15 protein-coding genes are annotated in these 16,646 nt (G+C 70.9%); 4 read left to right on the plus strand and 11 right to left on the minus strand.

Annotation, left to right across the window (positions count from 1 at the left end; all coding sequences use genetic code 11):
- The first annotated feature begins 49 nt into the window (after positions 1-49).
- A complete protein-coding gene (locus ACFYRX_RS29480; protein ID WP_389105927.1) occupies positions 50-2,404 on the plus strand; it encodes a SpoIIE family protein phosphatase in 2,355 nt (784 codons plus the stop codon).
- 23 nt (positions 2,405-2,427) lie between these two features.
- Here ACFYRX_RS29480 and ACFYRX_RS29485 read toward each other — a convergent pair whose 3' ends face one another.
- Positions 2,428-2,862 carry a cupin domain-containing protein gene (locus ACFYRX_RS29485; protein WP_389105930.1) on the minus strand — a complete coding sequence of 145 codons (435 nt, stop codon included), beginning with the start codon at positions 2,860-2,862 and terminating at the stop codon, positions 2,428-2,430.
- Positions 2,863-3,004: 142 nt separating this feature from the next.
- Positions 3,005-3,835 (minus strand): aldo/keto reductase, encoded by an 831-nt coding sequence (locus tag ACFYRX_RS29490; protein ID WP_389105932.1) that lies wholly within the window; start codon positions 3,833-3,835, stop codon positions 3,005-3,007.
- Between the two features lie 205 nt (positions 3,836-4,040).
- Here ACFYRX_RS29490 and ACFYRX_RS29495 point away from each other — a divergent pair, with 205 nt between their 5' ends.
- Entirely contained in the window at positions 4,041-5,006 is a 966-nt protein-coding gene (locus ACFYRX_RS29495; protein WP_389105934.1) for a TauD/TfdA dioxygenase family protein, read from the plus strand.
- A gap of 74 nt (positions 5,007-5,080) precedes the next feature.
- On the opposite strand, the gene ACFYRX_RS29500 is transcribed toward ACFYRX_RS29495, so the two are convergent.
- The 3 genes from ACFYRX_RS29500 to ACFYRX_RS29510 all read right to left on the minus strand — a co-directional run bounded on the left by ACFYRX_RS29500 (position 5,081) and on the right by ACFYRX_RS29510 (position 8,703).
- On the minus strand, positions 5,081-6,109 hold the full coding sequence (locus tag ACFYRX_RS29500; protein ID WP_389105936.1) for an LLM class flavin-dependent oxidoreductase: 1,029 nt from the start codon (positions 6,107-6,109) through the stop codon (positions 5,081-5,083).
- Between the two features lie 99 nt (positions 6,110-6,208).
- Complete coding sequence (locus ACFYRX_RS29505) at positions 6,209-7,711, minus strand: metallophosphoesterase family protein (RefSeq protein WP_389105938.1); 1,503 nt, start codon at positions 7,709-7,711, stop codon at positions 6,209-6,211.
- A 104-nt stretch (positions 7,712-7,815) separates the two neighbouring features.
- Positions 7,816-8,703: an MHYT domain-containing protein gene (locus tag ACFYRX_RS29510; protein WP_389105941.1), complete on the minus strand. Its 888-nt coding sequence runs from the start codon at positions 8,701-8,703 to the stop codon at positions 7,816-7,818.
- 275 nt (positions 8,704-8,978) lie between these two features.
- Between ACFYRX_RS29510 and ACFYRX_RS29515 the strand changes: the two genes are divergently transcribed.
- Positions 8,979-9,764 carry an SDR family oxidoreductase gene (locus tag ACFYRX_RS29515; protein WP_389105944.1) on the plus strand — a complete coding sequence of 262 codons (786 nt, stop codon included), beginning with the start codon at positions 8,979-8,981 and terminating at the stop codon, positions 9,762-9,764.
- Between the two features lie 50 nt (positions 9,765-9,814).
- Here the strand turns inward: ACFYRX_RS29515 and ACFYRX_RS29520 are convergent, their stop codons facing one another.
- The 3 genes from ACFYRX_RS29520 to ACFYRX_RS29530 form a co-directional block, all read right to left on the minus strand.
- Positions 9,815-10,585 (minus strand): alpha/beta fold hydrolase, encoded by a 771-nt coding sequence (locus ACFYRX_RS29520; RefSeq protein ID WP_389105947.1) that lies wholly within the window; start codon positions 10,583-10,585, stop codon positions 9,815-9,817.
- Positions 10,586-10,687: 102 nt separating this feature from the next.
- Positions 10,688-11,449, minus strand: a complete 762-nt coding sequence (locus tag ACFYRX_RS29525; RefSeq protein ID WP_389105949.1) for an ABC transporter permease — start codon at positions 11,447-11,449, stop codon at positions 10,688-10,690.
- Complete coding sequence (locus tag ACFYRX_RS29530; RefSeq protein WP_389105952.1) at positions 11,436-12,314, minus strand: ABC transporter ATP-binding protein; 879 nt, start codon at positions 12,312-12,314, stop codon at positions 11,436-11,438. Before ACFYRX_RS29530 ends, ACFYRX_RS29525 begins: the two co-directional genes overlap by 14 nt.
- 45 nt (positions 12,315-12,359) lie before the next feature.
- Between ACFYRX_RS29530 and ACFYRX_RS29535 the strand changes: the two genes are divergently transcribed.
- Positions 12,360-12,992 carry a TetR/AcrR family transcriptional regulator gene (locus tag ACFYRX_RS29535; protein ID WP_389105955.1) on the plus strand — a complete coding sequence of 211 codons (633 nt, stop codon included), beginning with the start codon at positions 12,360-12,362 and terminating at the stop codon, positions 12,990-12,992.
- A 133-nt stretch (positions 12,993-13,125) separates the two neighbouring features.
- Here ACFYRX_RS29535 and ACFYRX_RS29540 read toward each other — a convergent pair whose 3' ends face one another.
- The 3 genes from ACFYRX_RS29540 to ACFYRX_RS29550 all read right to left on the minus strand — a co-directional run bounded on the left by ACFYRX_RS29540 (position 13,126) and on the right by ACFYRX_RS29550 (position 16,580).
- Positions 13,126-13,941, minus strand: coding sequence for an SAM-dependent methyltransferase (locus ACFYRX_RS29540; protein ID WP_389105957.1), 816 nt, complete (start codon positions 13,939-13,941; stop codon positions 13,126-13,128).
- Positions 13,942-14,191: 250 nt separating this feature from the next.
- Positions 14,192-15,583 carry a DEAD/DEAH box helicase gene (locus ACFYRX_RS29545; RefSeq protein ID WP_389105960.1) on the minus strand — a complete coding sequence of 464 codons (1,392 nt, stop codon included), beginning with the start codon at positions 15,581-15,583 and terminating at the stop codon, positions 14,192-14,194.
- Positions 15,584-15,824: 241 nt separating this feature from the next.
- Complete coding sequence (locus ACFYRX_RS29550) at positions 15,825-16,580, minus strand: dienelactone hydrolase family protein (RefSeq protein WP_389105962.1); 756 nt, start codon at positions 16,578-16,580, stop codon at positions 15,825-15,827.
- Positions 16,581-16,646: the final 66 nt, after the last annotated feature.

Genomic DNA, 16,646 nt, shown 5'->3' on the forward strand with positions numbered 1-16,646 from the left:
TGCCCCGTTTCGGTTGATGCGGTCTGACAAAGGGACCATCCTGGATTATATGGAGCACGTCTCCGCTACGGCGGTCACCGATGCCGCAGGCATTGTGACGGGGTGGAGCGAGGGTGCCCGGCGGCTGACGGGACGCACGGCCGAGGAGGTCGTGGGGCGGGCGGCACGGGCGCTGCTCGCCGAGGACCCGCCGGGCCCGGCCGTGGCGGCGCTGAAGGGCACCGTCGTACTGCGGCGCAGCGACGGTTCCCCGCTCACGCTCGCCGTCGAGGCGTGCCCCGTCCTGAGCGGCGACGGCACACCGGCCGGGTATGTGATCACCGGTCGGCCGCCCGGTCCCGATGAGCCGACGCTGGCCGGGCGGGCCTTCCAGCAGGCATCCATGTCCATGTCGGTCTTCGACCCCCGCCAGCACTATCTGCGCCTCAACGACGCGGCCTGCCGGGTCATGGGGGTGCCGGAGGACGCACTGCTCGGCCGCTACTTCCCGGACACCGTCGAGGACGCCGAGCACAGCCGGGGCTTCCTGGCCCATCTGCGCCAGGTGGCCGAGACGGGCATGCCGGTCCGCTACGAGAGCTTCACGGGCGCCCCCTCCAGCAACAGGGAGCATGCTTGGAGCTTCGACATGTGGCCCGTGCGCGACGACACCGGGGAGCTGACCGGGGTCGCCCTCGCCGGATTCGACAGCAGCGAGCAGCACTGGGCCCGGCAGCGACTGGCCCTGCTGAACGAGGCCGCAGCCAGCATCGGCTCCACCCTGGACGTGGTGCGCACCGCCGAGGAACTCATCGAACTCCTCGTACCGCGGTACGCCGACTTCGCCAGCGTCGACCTCCTGGAATGGGTCCTCGGAGCGGACGAACCGCCGACCGTGCTGGAAGGCGACATCGTCCTGCGCCGCGTCGCCCACGGCTCCGCCTTCGAAGGCACTCCGGAAGCCGCCGTCCACCTGGGCGAAACGGATGTCTACCCCGGCTTCTCCCCGCCCGCGCGGGCACTGCGACAGGGCCGGGCGGCCATCAGCCAGGCCGGCGAGCCCGACTTCATGCGCTGGGTCGCCGAACGCAACGCCCGCGCACCCGCAGGCCGCTCCTACCGCAAGGGCGTCCACTCCATGCTCGCGGTGCCGCTCAAGGCCCGCGGCACCACCCTGGGCGTCGTGGTCGCCGTCCGCATCGCCCATCCCGACGACTACGGCTCCGACGACGCCGCCGTCGGCGAGGAACTCGCCAGCCGCGCCGCCGTCTGCATCGACAACGCCCGCCGCTTCGCCCGGGAGCGCAGCACCGCCCTGGCCCTGCAGAACAGCCTCCTGCCGCGCGGCCTGCCCGGACAGGCCGCGGTCGAGGTCGCCCACCGCTACCTGCCCTGCGGCTCGCTGGCCGGCATCGGCGGCGACTGGTTCGACGTCATCCCGCTCTCCGGCAGCCGCGTCGCCCTCGTGGTCGGCGACGTCGTGGGCCACGGCATCCCGTCCTCGGCGACCATGGGCCGCCTGTGCACGGCCGTGCGCACCCTCGCCGACGTCGACCTGCCGCCCGACGAGCTCCTCACCCACCTCGACGACCTGGTCACCCACCTCGCCTCCGACGATCGCCCCGACGAGGGGGGCGAGGTCGCCGAGCTCGGCGCCACCTGCCTCTACGCCGTCTACGACCCGGTCTCGCGCCGCCTCACCGCGGCCGCCGCCGGCCATCCGCCGCCCGCCGTCGTCCTGCCCGACGGCACCACACGCCTCGTCCCCCTGAGCGCGGGGCCCCCGCTCGGTGTCGGCGGGCTGCCCTTCGAGGCCACGGAGATCGAACTGCCCGAGGGCGCCGTCGTCGCGCTGTACACCGACGGTCTCATCGAGGACCGGGACCGCGACATCGATCACGCCACCGACGAACTGTGCCGTGCGCTCACCGCGAGGACCGACACCCTCGACGAACTGTGCGACACGATCCTGAAGGCCGTACTCCCCGAGGAGCCCGGCGACGACGTGGCCCTGCTGCTGGCCCGCACCCGAGCCCTCGGCGCGGACCGGGTCGCCACCTGGGACGTCGAGCCCGACCCCGCGCACGTCGCCGCCACCCGGCAGGCCGCCAACGAGCAACTGGCCGCCTGGGGACTTCAGGAGGCCTCCTTCGTCACCGAACTCGTCGTCAGCGAACTCGTCACCAACGCCATCCGGTACGGCGAACCCCCCATCCAGCTACGGCTGATCCGCGACCGCACCCTCATCTGCGAGGTGTCCGACGGCAGTTCCACCTCACCCCACCTGCGGCGCGCCCACGCGTTCGACGAGGGCGGCCGCGGGCTGCTGCTGGTCGCCCAGCTCACCCAGCGCTGGGGGAGCCGGCAGACCGGCAGCGGCAAGACGATCTGGGCCGAACAGTCCCTGGAACCGCCGGAGTTCTGATCCCCGCGGTCACTGGTTACTGGTTACTGGAAGGAGCAGCCGGGGTTCGGCACGTCCTCCGAGTAAGGCGAGCCGTGCGGCAGGACGTACAGCACCTCAAGGATCAGCGGGGTGTTCCCTTCGTTGCGGCCGAGGTGGATGTCGCTCGGGCCGCCCGGCTCCCGCACGACCGTGCCCTGCGGATAGACGCCGTCGACGGCGCAGTCGGCGTGGTAGTGGCTGAGCGTGCCCTGCTTGACGTACCCGTAGACGGGGCCGTCGTGGTAGTGCCAGCCGGTTGCCTGCCCCGGCGGAACGGTGATCTCCCTGAGAACGTAGTCGGTGTCGCCCACGGTCTTCTGGGCGATCAGTGTGCCGACGACTCCGGGGCCGGGCGGGGTCGCCCGGGCGGTGCCGCCGGCGAGAACGGTGGCGGCGACGACCGCGCCGGACACGGCGGTTCTGAGCGCGATGCGCATACGGAAGGCCTCCTGGCTCTAGTGCGTGAGCGACGACATGTCGCAGTGAACGTCGCAGTGAACATAGAGGCACGGAAGGGCAGTTGGGGCCGGATTCGGTGGATCACCCGGGCCCGGACGCCCATGTCGTCCGGGCCCGGGATCAGAACTCCTCGTGCACCTCCGGGTCCCCGCCCAGGCGCCGGCGCGCACGATCGCCGATCGCCGCCACCTCGGCCTCGCTCAGCTCGAAGCCGAAGACGTCGAGGTTCGCGCGCTGCCGGTCCCGGTCGCCGGACTTCGGGATGGGCAGGGCACCGAGCTGGATGTGCCAGCGCAGGATCGCCTGGCCGGGGGTGACACCGTGGGCCGCGGCGACGGTGGCCACGGCCGGGTCGTCCGGGAGGTCCGAGCCCCGGCCCAGCGGGCTCCAGCTCTCGGTGACGATGCCCTTCTCGGCGTGGAGGGCGCGCAGCTCGTCCTGCGGGAAGAAGGGATGCAGCTCGATCTGGTTGACCGACGGCAGGACCCCGGTCTCCTTCTCCAGCCGCTCGATGTGCGCGGCCGCGAAGTTGGAGACGCCGATCGACCGCACGAGTCCGTCCTCGCGCAGCTTGATCATGGCCTTCCACGAGTCGACGTACTTGTCGACGCGGGGGAGCGGCCAGTGGATCAGGAACAGGTCCACGTACTCCAGTCCCAGGCGGGCGCGGGACTCCTCGAACGAGGCCAGGGTCTCCTCGTAGCCGTGATGGCGGCCGGGGAGCTTCGTCGTCACGACGATCTCCTCGCGAGGGACGCCGCCGCCGGCCACGCCACGTCCGACGCCGGTCTCGTTCCGGTAGTTCGTCGCCGTGTCGAGGAGCCGGTAACCGCTCTCCAGGGCGGTGCCGACCGCCCGTTCCGCCTCCGCGTCGTCCATCGGCCAGGTGCCCAGACCGAGGGCGGGAATGTGCGTACCGTCGTTGAGCGTGTGCGTCGGGATGCTGATCACTGCCGGACCTTCCCTTGACTGTGTCGTCCCCCCAGCCTCACGGATGGAGCGAGCGGTGACCAACCGGAAGTCGGTCGGCAGGCAGACGCACCGGTTTCGTGGAGTTGAGGAAGCGGTCACGATGGGCAGTGAAGCTTGGGTGACGGGACCTGCGGGGACAGGTCACGCTCGGACAGGTACGGACGCGGCGATCGACGGAGCATGCATGGAGTCGGACAAGGGCACGGCGGAGCGCGACGCGGGCATCGAGGTGAACCCGGTCGCGGGGCACATCGGTGCGGAGATCACCGGCGTCGACCTGGCCGGCGACCTCGACGATCCGGTCGTCGCCGCGATCCGGGCCGCGGTGCTGCGCTGGAAGGTGGTCTTCTTCCGCGGGCAGAAGCTCGACCACACCGGACACGTGGCCTTCGCCCGCAGGTTCGGTGAGCCGGTCGTGCTGCGCAAGCGGGGCGGTGCCTCACCCGCGGACTTCCCGGAGATCGAGACCACCGCCGACCGCCTGGAACTGGGCGGGAAGTTCGGCATGGAGCACGAGGAGTGGCTGCAACGCCGACGGCACACCCTGCTGCGCGGCTGGCACTGCGACCACGGCGCCCGCATCGACCCGCCCGCCGCGACCATCCTGCGCGCCGAGTCCGTCCCGCCGTACGGCGGCGACACCACCTGGTCCAACCTCGCGGCCGCCTACGCCGGACTCTCAGGCCCGGTGCGGGAGTTCACCGACGGTCTGCGCGCGGAGCACCGGCTCGGTGTCGGCTACCAGCCCCGGCCGGGCGACGACTCCTATGTCCGGCACCTCCTGGACCACCAGGTCGCCTCACTGCACCCGCTGGTGCGCGTCCATCCCGAGACGGGGGAGCGGATCCTCTACGTCAACGGCTACTACGTCGAGCAGATCGCCGGCCTCTCCCGTGCCGAGAGCCGGGCGATTCTCGACATGCTCCTCGAACAGGCGGTACGGCCCGAGTACACAGTGCGTTTCCGCTGGGAGCCGGGCAGTGTGGCCTTCTGGGACAACCGGGCCACGATTCATCTGGCCCCCAGCGACAACGCACATCTCGGTTTCCCCCGCACCATGCACCGGGTGATGCTCGCGGGGGATGTCCCGGTGGGGACGGACGGCAAGCCGTCGGAGCCGGTCACGGGGACCGAGGTGGGGCGCTGGTGACCCGGCAGAACGGCACGGATTGCCCCCGCACCGGCTGACCGGTGTCCCAGGTCCGGACCGGCCCGCCCGAGCGCCTACGCGGCGGGCTTCCAGCCCAGCGCCGGCCCGAGCTTCGTCGCGATGTCGGTGAGGATCTGCACATAGTCCTCGTGGTCGAAGGAGAACGGCAGCGCGAACGCGACCTCGTCCATTTCGCGGAACGCGGCGTGCGCGCGCAGCTGTTCGGCGATCTCAGCGGAGGTGCCGACGATGTCCGGCGCGAACATCAGCCGCGCCGGACCCTGCGGTGACGCGGTACGAGGGGTGCGCTTCGCCGCGTACGCCTCGTACTTCGCGCGCTGCTGCGGCGAGGCCGAGTCGGTGGGGATGACGACGAGACCCTGGGACACCCGGGCGTCCTCGCCGTCCGGGTGGGCGGCGCGGAAGGCGCGGATGTGCGAGAACTGGATGTCCGCGAAGTCGTACGGACCCTCAGCGGCCTCCGCCTTGACGACGCTGCTGGTCAGGAAGTTCATGCCGTGCTCACCGGCCCAGCGCGCCGAGCCCAGGCTGCCGCCGCCGTACCAGAGACGTCGGCCGAGGCCGGGGGAGTGCGGCTGCACTCGGTCCGAGAACACCTCGAACCCCTGCACTCCGCTGAAGTCACTGGCCGGCTTGCCACGCACGAGGTCCAGCAGCCGCCGTACCCGCTCGTAGGAGAAGTCCTCGGCGTCGGCCGTGTCCGGGTACAGCGCTTCCTTGACCTCGTCGAAGTGCATCGGCGGGCCCACGCTCACGCCCGGGTTCACCCGGCCGCCGGACAGGATGTCCACGGTGGCGAGATCCTCGGCCAGCCGCAGTGGGTTCTCCCAGCCGAGCGGGATGACCGCGGTGCCGAGCTCGATCCGGCTGGTGCGCTGCGAGGCGGCCGCCATCACGGCGACGGGGGACGAGATGCCGTACTGGAGGTGGCGGTGGCGCAGCCACGCGCTGTCGAAGCCGAGCCGCTCGCCCAGCTCGATGATCTCCAGGGTGGACTCGTGGCCGCGCCGCGGATCCGTCTCGTCGAACAGGCCGATGGTCAGGAAGCCCAGCTTGCGCAAGGGACGTGGGGTCGACGGCACGGGTTCCTCCGTGGGTGCTTGATGCATCAAGTAGTACGACGGTGCCAACCCGACCGCCACAGGTGATGTTCCCGATCCGCGGGGCTGTCGGGCTCCGCGTCAGGCCAGCTGAATGGTCACCTCGTCCTCGACCGGCGGGTCCAGCTCCTGGGCGAGGTTGCCGGTGGCCGCGAAACAGCGCAGACGCACCGCCTCCGGGGTCACGTCCAGGCGGAGGAAGCACTTGAAGAAGGGCGGACTGTAGGTCGCCGAACTGGGCGAGAACAGCTGCGTGTAGATCTTGCGTACCGGGAGCCGGAACCGCGAGGTGCGGTCGGGGCGGCCGCCGGCGCCCAGGAGACTGGCCACCAGCCGGGTGCGGAACGTCACGCGCGCCGCCTCGCCCGGGAGCCGGGTCGGCGGGATGCCGAGCCGCTCGGCGATCACCGCGGTGGCCTCGGCCTCGGTGAGGGTGAAGAAGTGGCGCAGACGCAGCCTGCGGCCGTAGAGCCTGCTGTAGAAGGCCAGCGAGTCGCCGCGCAGCGGATAGCAGCGGAAGTCCTTCTCGGTGACGTTCGCGATCGAGACCTGCGGGATGGTGTGCGTCGCGTGCATGAACGCTCCGCCGCCGCCCGAGACGACGTACTGGATGGTCCGGCCGTCCACCTCGACCGGGTAGCGCTGGTAGTTGTGGATGTCGCCGCCTATCGCCGCGACGAAGTGGTGCTCCGCATCGCGCACGATGTCGTCGACGGTGCCGCCGCCCTCGATGGGGCACGGGTGGTGTTCGCCGTCCACGTACAGGGGTGAACCCGTGACGAGGATCTTCGGGCGGGGGCCCTTGGAGACCTCGCGCAGCCAGGCGCCCTGTTCGGCGTCGATGGTTCCGAGAAGTCCGGTGTCTATGCCGATGATGCGCAACGGGCCCGTGTCCATGGCCCAGTACGGGCCGGGTTGGACGGCCTGTTGGGCCGGGTCCGCACGCAACTCGCGGACGCTGTCCAGGGGTTGGCCGTCGTCGGCGCGCGGCCGGTGCCACAGCAGGGAGCGCAGCCAGGCGCGGGTGAGGGGGCGTGGGGCGGGCTCGGCTGCGAGGGGCGGGGCGTCGTCGCAGAAGACGCGCATGAACGCGCCGAGATCCTCGTACCAGTCGTGGTTGCCGGGTATCGCGTAGATCGGCGCGGGGTAGTCCTGGTACGGCCGGTAGAACTTCGTGCCGTAGTCGTCCGCGCTGCCCACCGGGTAGATCACGTCACTGGCGACGACGGCGAACCGGGTGTCCTGACTGATCCTCAGAAAGCCGGGCACCACCGCGTATTGAGGGTCGTCGCCCTCACCCGTGTCACCGATGACCATGAACGAGAACCGCTCCGGGTCCTCGCGCCGGATCACCTTGTCGGCGGGTGCGCCGGCCGCCGCGCGCTGGGCCACCCAGCGGCTTCGGGTACGGCCCGTGGGGTCCCCGAACCAGGAGGCCACCACACCGTTGCGGGCGGCCCACAGCGTCTTCGGGTTCAGCCACGAGATCTTCTCGACCTTGGGCGGCATCAGCCGCTTGTACTCGCCGAGTCGGGCGGAGCCCCAGCCGGCGCCTTCGGCGGTATCGCGTGAGGAGTCAGACACCGGTGCACCGTAACAACGGTCTGGAACAGGCCGGGAAGGGGGAGTGCCGTACGGCATCGCCCCTCCCGGAAATCACCTGATCCGTGGCGCTCCGGGGCCGTGTCTCACCTCTGTGGGCTGCGCGGTGCCGCCCAGTACGGATCCTGCGGGGTGGGGGAGCCGACTGCCCCGTTCTCCTGGTTGCCGAGGTTCTCGAAGAGCGACTCGGACCGTGGCGCGGTGCGCGCGGCCGGGACGGCCTGGCGGTTCCAGTCCCCGTCGCCGAGGACCAGCATGGGGTCGAACATCACGACCACCCCGGCCAGTACGAGGAAGATCACCGGTCCCACGAGCATCGGCAGCAGCAGAGAGGAGGGTGAGTCGCCCGCCCATGTTCCGCCGGTCCTGCCGTGCACATGGACGCTGACCGCGGCCATTCCCGTGTAATGCATACCGGAGACGGCGACACCCATGACGAGGCTCGCCCCGAGGCTGGTGAGGAAACCCCGGATCGTGACGGCAGCCCACAGGGCCGCGGTCGCCGCGACGATCGCGATCACCACCGAGAGAGCGACGATCACGGGGTCGTAGTGGATCGTCCCGTCGAGATGCAGTGCGGCCATGCCCAGGTAGTGCATGGCCGCCACGCCGACTCCGGTGATCACGCCCGCGAAGGACAGGTTCAGGGTGCTGGCGCCGCGATAGCCGACAATGAACACACCGATGCCTACGACGACGATCGCCACGGCGAGACTGAGCACCGTGAGCCCGGCGTCGTAACGGATCCGGGTCTGCACGACCTGGAAACCGATCATCGCGATGAAGTGCATCGTCCAGATGCCGCAGCCGATCGAGGCCGCGCCGAGCGCCAGCCAGCCCCCCTTCCATGACTGGTTGCCCGGCAGGGTGCGCACGATGCAGCGCAGCCCCAGAGCCCCTCCTAAACACGCCATCACATAGGCGGCGACCGGGGTCACCGCTCCGTAGCGGAACCCGTCGACTGTGCCTTCCATAAGCCAACTCCCCCCAGAGCTTTGGCTGCTTGTGGAGGAAGAGTTACGGCTGAGGATCCGGTAAATCAAGCCATTACCGCGGGTAAACGCCGAACTGGTCAGCGGCGTGGTTGAACTTTAGTCAGAAGGGGGCGAGTTTCGGCCAAGCGGCCTCCAGGGTCTCGTGGGTGTGGGAGAGTAGATAAATTTTCAACAATCTGGAGGCGGCGTCCAACGGGACCGGAGCGAGAAAAAGCGGTTGTCCGTCCGTCGTCGTTCGTGAACGATCGCCGCCCGTGACGACACGTACCGAACACTCCGCCACGCCCGACGACCGCCCGCTCGCGCTGATCACCGGCGTGGGCCGCACTGTCGGCATCGGGGCCGGCATCGCGCAGCGGCTCGCGACCTCGGGGTGGGACATCGCCTTCACCTACTGGAACCCGTACGACGCCCGCATGGCCTGGGGCGCCGAAGCCGGCGCGACCGAGGCGATCACCGGCCTCCTGTCCGAGCAAGGAGCCGCCTCTGTCGCGATCGAGGCGGACCTCGCCGATCCCGCCGCTCCGGCCCGGGTCTTCGACGAGGCGGAGCGGCGGCTCGGTCCCGTCACCGCGCTCGTGATGAGCCACTGCGAGTCCGTCGACTCCGGTCTGCTCGACACCACCGTCGAGAGCTTCGACCGGCACTTCGCCGTCAACACGCGCGCGACCTGGCTGCTGATCCGCGAGTTCGGCCGCCGCTTCACCGCGGAACGGGGCACCGGCCGGATCATCGGCCTCACCAGCGATCACACCGTGGGCAACCTGCCCTACGGGGCGAGCAAGGGCGCCATGGACCGCGTCACCCTGGCCGCCGCACACGAACTCGCCCACCTCGGCGTGACCGCCAACGCCGTCAACCCCGGCCCCGTCGACACCGGTTGGATGTCCGACACGACCCGAGCGCAATGCCTGGACGCCACTCCACTGGGTCGCCTCGGCACCCCGCAGGACACCGCCCACCTCGTGGACTTCCTGTGCTCACGAGAAGGGCAGTGGGTCAACGGCCAACTGCTCAAGAGCAACGGCGGGCTGGACTGAGCCCTCTCCCGGCCCGGGCCGGCCCGGATCACCCGCGTGGTGCCGCCGCGTCACGCGAAGAACTCGCCGAGCAGCGGCAGCACCAGGGACGTCCGCCGCATGAGGGCCATGTGCGTGGTGGCCGGCAGGACGGCCAACTGGGCCTCGGGAATGAGGCGTTGCATCTCCGCAGCGTGCTCCACGCGCACGAAGTCGCGGTCGCCGACGAGCAGCAGCGTCGGAGCCCGCAGCCCGCGCAGGTCGTCGGCGGTCCAGGGCAGCGGGGCGTGTGCCGTCGCGGAGACCTTGGCGAGGAAGTCCTGGAAGTGTTCCGGATGCGGTGCGGTGGCCGCGTAGGCGTCGGCCATCGCCTGGAAGTCCGCCCGGCTGGGCAGCCTGGGGGAGCTGTAGTCCGGGACGCGTACGTCGTCGTGGACACCGTCCTGGGTGTACATGGCGGCGGCGAGCGCGATCCGGCCGACGCGTTCCGGGTGCCTGACCGCGATCTCCAGAGCGATCAGCCCGCCCAGGCTGTACCCGAGGAAGTCGGCCTGCTGGATGCCGAGTTCGTCGAGCAGCGCCACCACGTCATCCGCCAGCACCGGCACCGTCGGCTCGCGGTCGGTGTCGGCGGTGTGGCCGTGCCCCTGGAGTTCGGGAGCCACGACACGCCTGTCGGCGGCCAGGGTGGGCAGCACGGCGGCGAAGGCCAGATCCACGGTGAGCCCGCCACCGTGCAGCAGCACCAGCGGACGGTGCTCCTCGTGGTCCGAGCCGTGGATCTCGTAGTACATCTCCAGGCCGTTGACCTTGGCGTAGGCGGAGCTGTCGGGCACGGTCATCACATCCGTTCTGCGGGAGTCGTATGTGAGGGGGACCCCGCGGAGGCGTGGAACTCATCGCCGCGGCGCGGAATCCACGTCACCGACCGGCGTGGAGACCCCCTAGAGCGCCATCACCCGCCCGCCGCTGCCCTGAAGGCGGACCGCGGCCAGGGTCGCGCAGACCACGGCCACGCCCAGCAGTGTGCCGCAGGCCGCCGCAGTCGAGCGGACATCGCCCGCGAGAGCGGCACGCAGCCCGTGCGCGGCCCAGTAGCCGGGGGACACGGGGGCCACGTCCGCGACCCAGCCCGGCAGGACGCCGAGCGGCACGAACGCGCCGCCGACGCTGCTGAGGAGCATGCCGCCGATGTCGTAGGCGGCCGAGAGCTCGCCCACGCTGCGTACCAGCACGCCGAGCAGCGCCCCGAGGCCGAGCAGGGTGCAGCTCCAGCTCAGCAGGACGCCCAGGAGCAGGAAGGGATGCGGAACGCGCAGCCCGAACACGCCCACTCCGAAGCCGACGAGCAGGATTTGCTGGGCGAGCAGTGCGGTGAGGACGGGGACGGCCTTGCCGAGGAGCAGTTCGGCCGGATGCAGCGTCGTGCCGCGCAGCCGGTCCCAGGTGCGGCCGAGCCGTTCGGTCAGGATCGCGTTGCCGGAGATGCTGAGAGCAAGCAGCGAGAAGGTGACCAGCGTTGCGACGACCGCCTGTTCGGTACCGGCCGTCCGACCCTGCGCGGACAGGTAGAGCGGGCGCAGCAGGGTCATGAAGACGAGCGGCAGGATCATCCGGCTCAGCAGCGGCCCGGGTTCGCGCAGCATCAGCAGCGCGTTGTGGCGTATGAGGACGGCCAGGCGGGTGGCGGACTCACGCGGCGGCATCGCGGGCCTCCGTCCTCTCGGTCGCCGCGTGTTCCAGGGAGCGGTACAGGTCGTCCAGTCCCGCGCGGTGTACGTCGACGGAGGCGGGGGTGCGACCGGAGGCGAGCAGGGCCGCCAGGTCGCCGCCGGGGTCCGTCGTCGGAAGCCGCAGTTCGGGTTCTGCCGGGTCGGTGAAGGAGACCCTGAGCTCGCCGGGCAGATGGCGCGTGAGTTCCTCCTGGGTGCCGCGCGCGATGACTCGGCCGCCCCGGGCGAGTGCCAACGTGGCGTCCAGGTCTACGAGTTCGGGCAGGTAGTGCGTCGTGTAAAGGACGGCGGCACCTGCCTCGGCACGGGACCTGACGGCGGCCAGCAGTGCGGAGCGGGTCTCCGGATCGGCCCCGGCGGTCGGCTCGTCCAGCAACAGCAGCGGTGGCGAGCCGACCATCGCGGTGGCCGCCTGTACCCGGCGGCGCTGCCCGCCAGACAGGACGCCCACGGGCCGGTCCGCGAGGTCGGACAGCTGGAGTTCCTCCAGGACCTGTGTGATTCCGGCGTCCCTGTGCCGCCCGCGCAGTCCCGCCAGCCCGGCGAGCAGCCGCAGGTTCTCCCGCACCGAGACGCTGCCGTACAGGGCCGGCTCCTGCGGAGCCACTCCGACGAGCCGCCGCGCGGCCCGTCCGGAACGCAGCGCGTCGTACGCCCCGATGCTGATCCGGCCCGCGTCGGGCCGCACCAGTCCGGTGACGATCTCCACGAACGTCGTCTTTCCGGCCCCGTTGTGACCGATCAGGCCCACGATCTCACCTGGCTGGACCGTCAGGTCGAAGCCGTCGAGTGCGCGATGGCGGCCGTAGGTCTTCACCAACCCGTTCGCGACGAGCATCCTTCCCCCTCATGTCTACGATGTATACGTCTACACTGTAGATCCATGAGTGGCAGGCGGGAAGAGATCCTGGACGCGGCATTGGCCATCGCCGACGAGCGCGGCCTGGAGGCGGTGTCGATGCGCGCCCTGGCCGACCGCGTCGGGGTCACGCCGATGGCGCTGTACCGGCACGTCAGAGACAAGGCGGCCCTGCTCGACGGCATGGTCGGTCGCCTGCTGTCTGCGCTGCTGCCGTCGGACACGGAGCAGGAGCAGACCTGGGACGAGCGGTTGAACGCGCTCGCGCGCACCTGCCGACAGGTGACCCAACGTCACCCCTGGGCGGCGCAGCTGCTGTTCTCCCGCCCCGCCGTCACACCGGACGCCGTGCGCGCGGTGGACATCATCTACCTGGCCCTGATCGAGGCCGGGGTCCCGGAACCGGAAGTACCCCGCCTGGAGCGCCTCATCAGCACCTTCGTCATCGGCTTCGCCACCTCCGAGGCATCGGGACGTTTCGCCCCGGGCGACCTCGATCCGCGCAGCCGCCGCGGTCAGCTCCAGGACAGTGAACTGCCCGGTCACAGCAGGCTCGGGCCGTGGCTGGACCTTCCCGTCGACCTCACCGCCGAGTTCGAGGCCGACCTGGCCGACATCCGGAGACTGGTGTTGGGGGCGGCGCGGCGGGAGGGGTGAGACGGAGACCGGGTCGTGCGTGGAGCGGGTCGGTCCCACTCACGGTCAAGTCAGCTCCGCTGCGCGGGCTTTGCTCAATGACTGCTCGCCGGGTCTCGTGGGGTCGGTCGGACGTGTTCGACGTGGCTGGCCGTCACGGCTTCCGGGCGAGGCCGCCGTGCTCGGCGACGGCGTCCGGGGCGGGTGAGCCGGGCTCCGGGCGCCAGTGTGTGACCGGGACGACGCCGGGGGCGACGAGTTCCAGGCCGTCGAAGAAACCGGTGATCTCCTCGACCGTACGCAGGATGTACGGGACGGCGCCGCTCTTGTTGTAGGCGTCCTGGGCCTGCTCGAAGACAGGGTCGATACCGAGCGATCCGTCGTTGACGCAGAGGTGACTGCCCGACGGCAGGGCGCTCATCAGCCGGGTGACGATGGAGCGGGCCTGATCATGGTCGGCGACATGGCCCAGGATGTTGCTGAGGACGAGGGCGACGGGGCGCCCGAAGTCCAGGGTCTGCGCGGCGGCCGCGAGGATGCGGTCCGGGTCCGTCACGTCGGCGTCGATGTAGGAGGTCGCGCCCTCGCGGGTGGAGTAGAGCAGGGCGCGCGCGTGGGACAGGACCATCGGGTCGTTGTCCACGTAGACGATCCGGGCCTCGGGGGCGATCCGCTGCGCGACCTCGTGGGTGTTCTGCGCTGTCGGGAGCCCGGTGCCGACGTCCAGGAACTGCCGGACGCCCGCCTCGGACACCAGGTACGTGATGGTGCGGCGCAGGAAGGCGCGGCTGCCGCGGGCGATCGTGACGATGCCGGGGAACACGGCGGTGTAGGCGTCGCCTGCTGCCTCGTCGACGGGGTAGTTGTCCTTGCCGCCGAGCCAGTAGTTCCAGATCCGGGCGGAGTGCGGCACCGAGGTGTCGATCTTCGGCTGCTCCGCTGGTCCGGGCGTCGTCACGGGGTCGGTCATGAGGCGAGTCCGTCCTTCAGCCGGGGCGTCGGTCAGTCATGGCTCAACCTATGTCCGAACACCCGCTGCTCGCCCACTAGTTCGTGTTCTCCGGTGGGACGGATCTCCGCTTTCGCGTCTCCGCTTTCGCGCGACGCCGACCTCTCGCCCGGCACTGCACATACCCGGTCCCGGACCGGGCCGCGACGGAAACCGCCGGGGCAGCCGCCATGAGCCGCGGAGAGGTCCCTCCGTCGGCGGGCAGCCGCTCTCAGCCGCCGCGACGCGTCCGGGCCGCCTTGCGGGCCTCGGCGAGCTTGCGCGCCTCGCCGGCCTTGCGGGACTTGCCCCCGGTGCCGCCGGACGCGTCCTTGCTGGTGCCAAGGCCCCGGAAGGGGGCGTTGGTGTTCTTGGGCCGGGATGCGGCGGGCCCACTGTCGAGCGGCCTGCCGGAGGGGGCCTTGGCGCCGGTGATCCGGCTCAGCTCCGCCTCGCCCGAGCGCACCTTCGTGACGGTCGGCTCGACGCCGGCCTCGGCCATCAGCAGGCTCGTCTCGCGGCGTTGGCCCGACAGGACCAGGGTGACGACCCTTCCGGACTCACCCGCCCGGGCGGTGCGGCCCGCGCGGTGCAGATAGTCCTTGGCGTCGGTCGGCGGGTCGACGTTGACGACGAGATCGAGGTCGTCGATGTGCAGGCCACGCGCCGCGACGTTGGTCGCCACCAGGACGGTGATCTGGCCGTCCTTGAACTGCGCGAGGGTGCGGGTGCGTTGCGGCTGGGACTTGCCGCTGTGCAGCGCCGCGGCGTGCACCCCGCTGGCCCGCAGATGCCGGGTGAGCTGGTCGACGGAGTGCTTGGTGTCCAGGAACAGCAGGACGCGGCCGTCGCGGGCGGCGATCTCCGTGGTGACGGCGTACCGGTCGGGGCCGTGGACGACCAGGACATGGTGGTCCATCGTCGTGACCGCGCTCGCGGACGGGTCCACCGAGTGGACGACGGGGTCGTGGAGGTACTGGGAGACGAGGTGGTCGACGTCGCGGTCCAGGGTGGCCGAGAACAGCATCCGCTGACCGTCGGGACGTACCTGGTCGAGAACCTCGGTGACCTGCGGCAGGAAGCCCATGTCGCACATCTGGTCGGCCTCGTCGAGGACCGTGATCCGCACCCGGCCCAGACGGCAGGCCTTGCGTTCGACGAGGTCGTGCAGCCGGCCGGGGGTGGCGACGACGACCTCGGCCCCTTCGCGCAGCGCGGCGATCTGCCGCCCGATCGACATGCCGCCGACCACCGTGGCCATCCGCAGCCGCAGTGCCTCGGCGTACGGCACGAGGGCCTCGGTGACCTGTTGGGCCAGTTCCCGTGTGGGCACCAGGACCAGGGCGAGGGGCTGCTTGGCTTCCGCGCGCTGCCCCGCCGTCCGCGTGAGCAGCGGCAGACCGAAGGCGAGCGTCTTGCCCGACCCGGTGCGCCCGCGCCCCAGGACGTCGCGTCCCGCGAGGGCGTCGGGCAGCGTGGCCGCCTGGATCGGGAATGGCTCGTGCACGCCGAGTGCGGTGAGGGTCCGCAGCACCTCGACCGGCAGCTCCAGGTCGGCGAAGGAACCGGCCGACGGTACTGCCTGAGCGGCGGTCGCCGACTGGACGGGATCGGGGTGGTCCATGAAGGGCCTTCCGCGTGGGGGACGTACCGAGGAAGGCCCGGCAGGAATGTACGACGCCAATGAGCGCGCAAATATCAGATGCTAACACAAAGTGACGGCCCGCTGTCGCCGTGCAGATCGCTCAGGCCCGGCCGGGGCCGGCCCCTCCACGGGATGAACACCCGCCCGTCGGCGTCCCACCAGGCTTCCGGGCCGGGCATCGAACGGAGTTCACGTCCCGTCCGGGCATACGGCGGCCGTCCTAGAACGTGCGCTTGAGCAGGTCGAGCAGCGCCGCCCAGTGCCGCTCGGCAGCCTCGGCGTCGTACGCGGAGGTGTCGGCCTGGGTGTAACCGTGGCGGGCGCCGGAGTACACCTCGCACGTGTGGCGGACCCCGGCCGCGGTCAACGCGGCGTCGAGACGTTCCATCTGCTCGGGAGGCATCGAGGCGTCCTCGTCGGCGTGACCGAAGTACACCTCGGCGGTGATGTGCTCGGCCGCCAGGTGCGGGCTGTCCGGTGCGTCGGTCGCCAGGCCGCCGCCGTGGAAACCGGCCGCCGCGGCCACCCGGTCGGGGTATGCGCCGGCGGTGCGCAGAGCCAGCCGGGCGCCCATGCAGTAGCCCGTGAGGGCGACCGGGCCGTCGGCGACCTCCGGGCGGGCCGCCAGCCAGCGCAGATACGCGTCGGCGTCCCGCATCGCGAGTTCGGGCGTCAGCGACTGCATGACAGGAACGATCTTCTCGAATATCTCCGGCCGCGCGGCCGGGTCGATGAACTCGGGCAGCTCGAAGACCGGCGCGCGACCGTGCCGGTAGAAGAGGTTGGGAACGAGGACCGTGTAACCGGCCTCGGCGAGCCGGTCGGCCATCGACCTCAGATGGGGGCGCAGTCCGAACGCGTCCTGGTAGAGCAGGACCGCCGGGCGGGGCTGCCCGTCGACGGGGTGGACGAGATAGGCGTCGGCGGTGCCGTCCTCGGTGAGGATGTCGACCGCGGTTCCCTGTACGGAGGTCATGGACGTGCCTCTCTGCGCATACGACGGCGAGCAGGTCGCCGGCCCGGCGGAACCGGAGCGGCCACA

The sequence above is a fragment of the Streptomyces sp. NPDC005374 genome, from assembly GCF_042872225.1.
Taxonomy (GTDB): domain Bacteria; phylum Actinomycetota; class Actinomycetes; order Streptomycetales; family Streptomycetaceae; genus Streptomyces.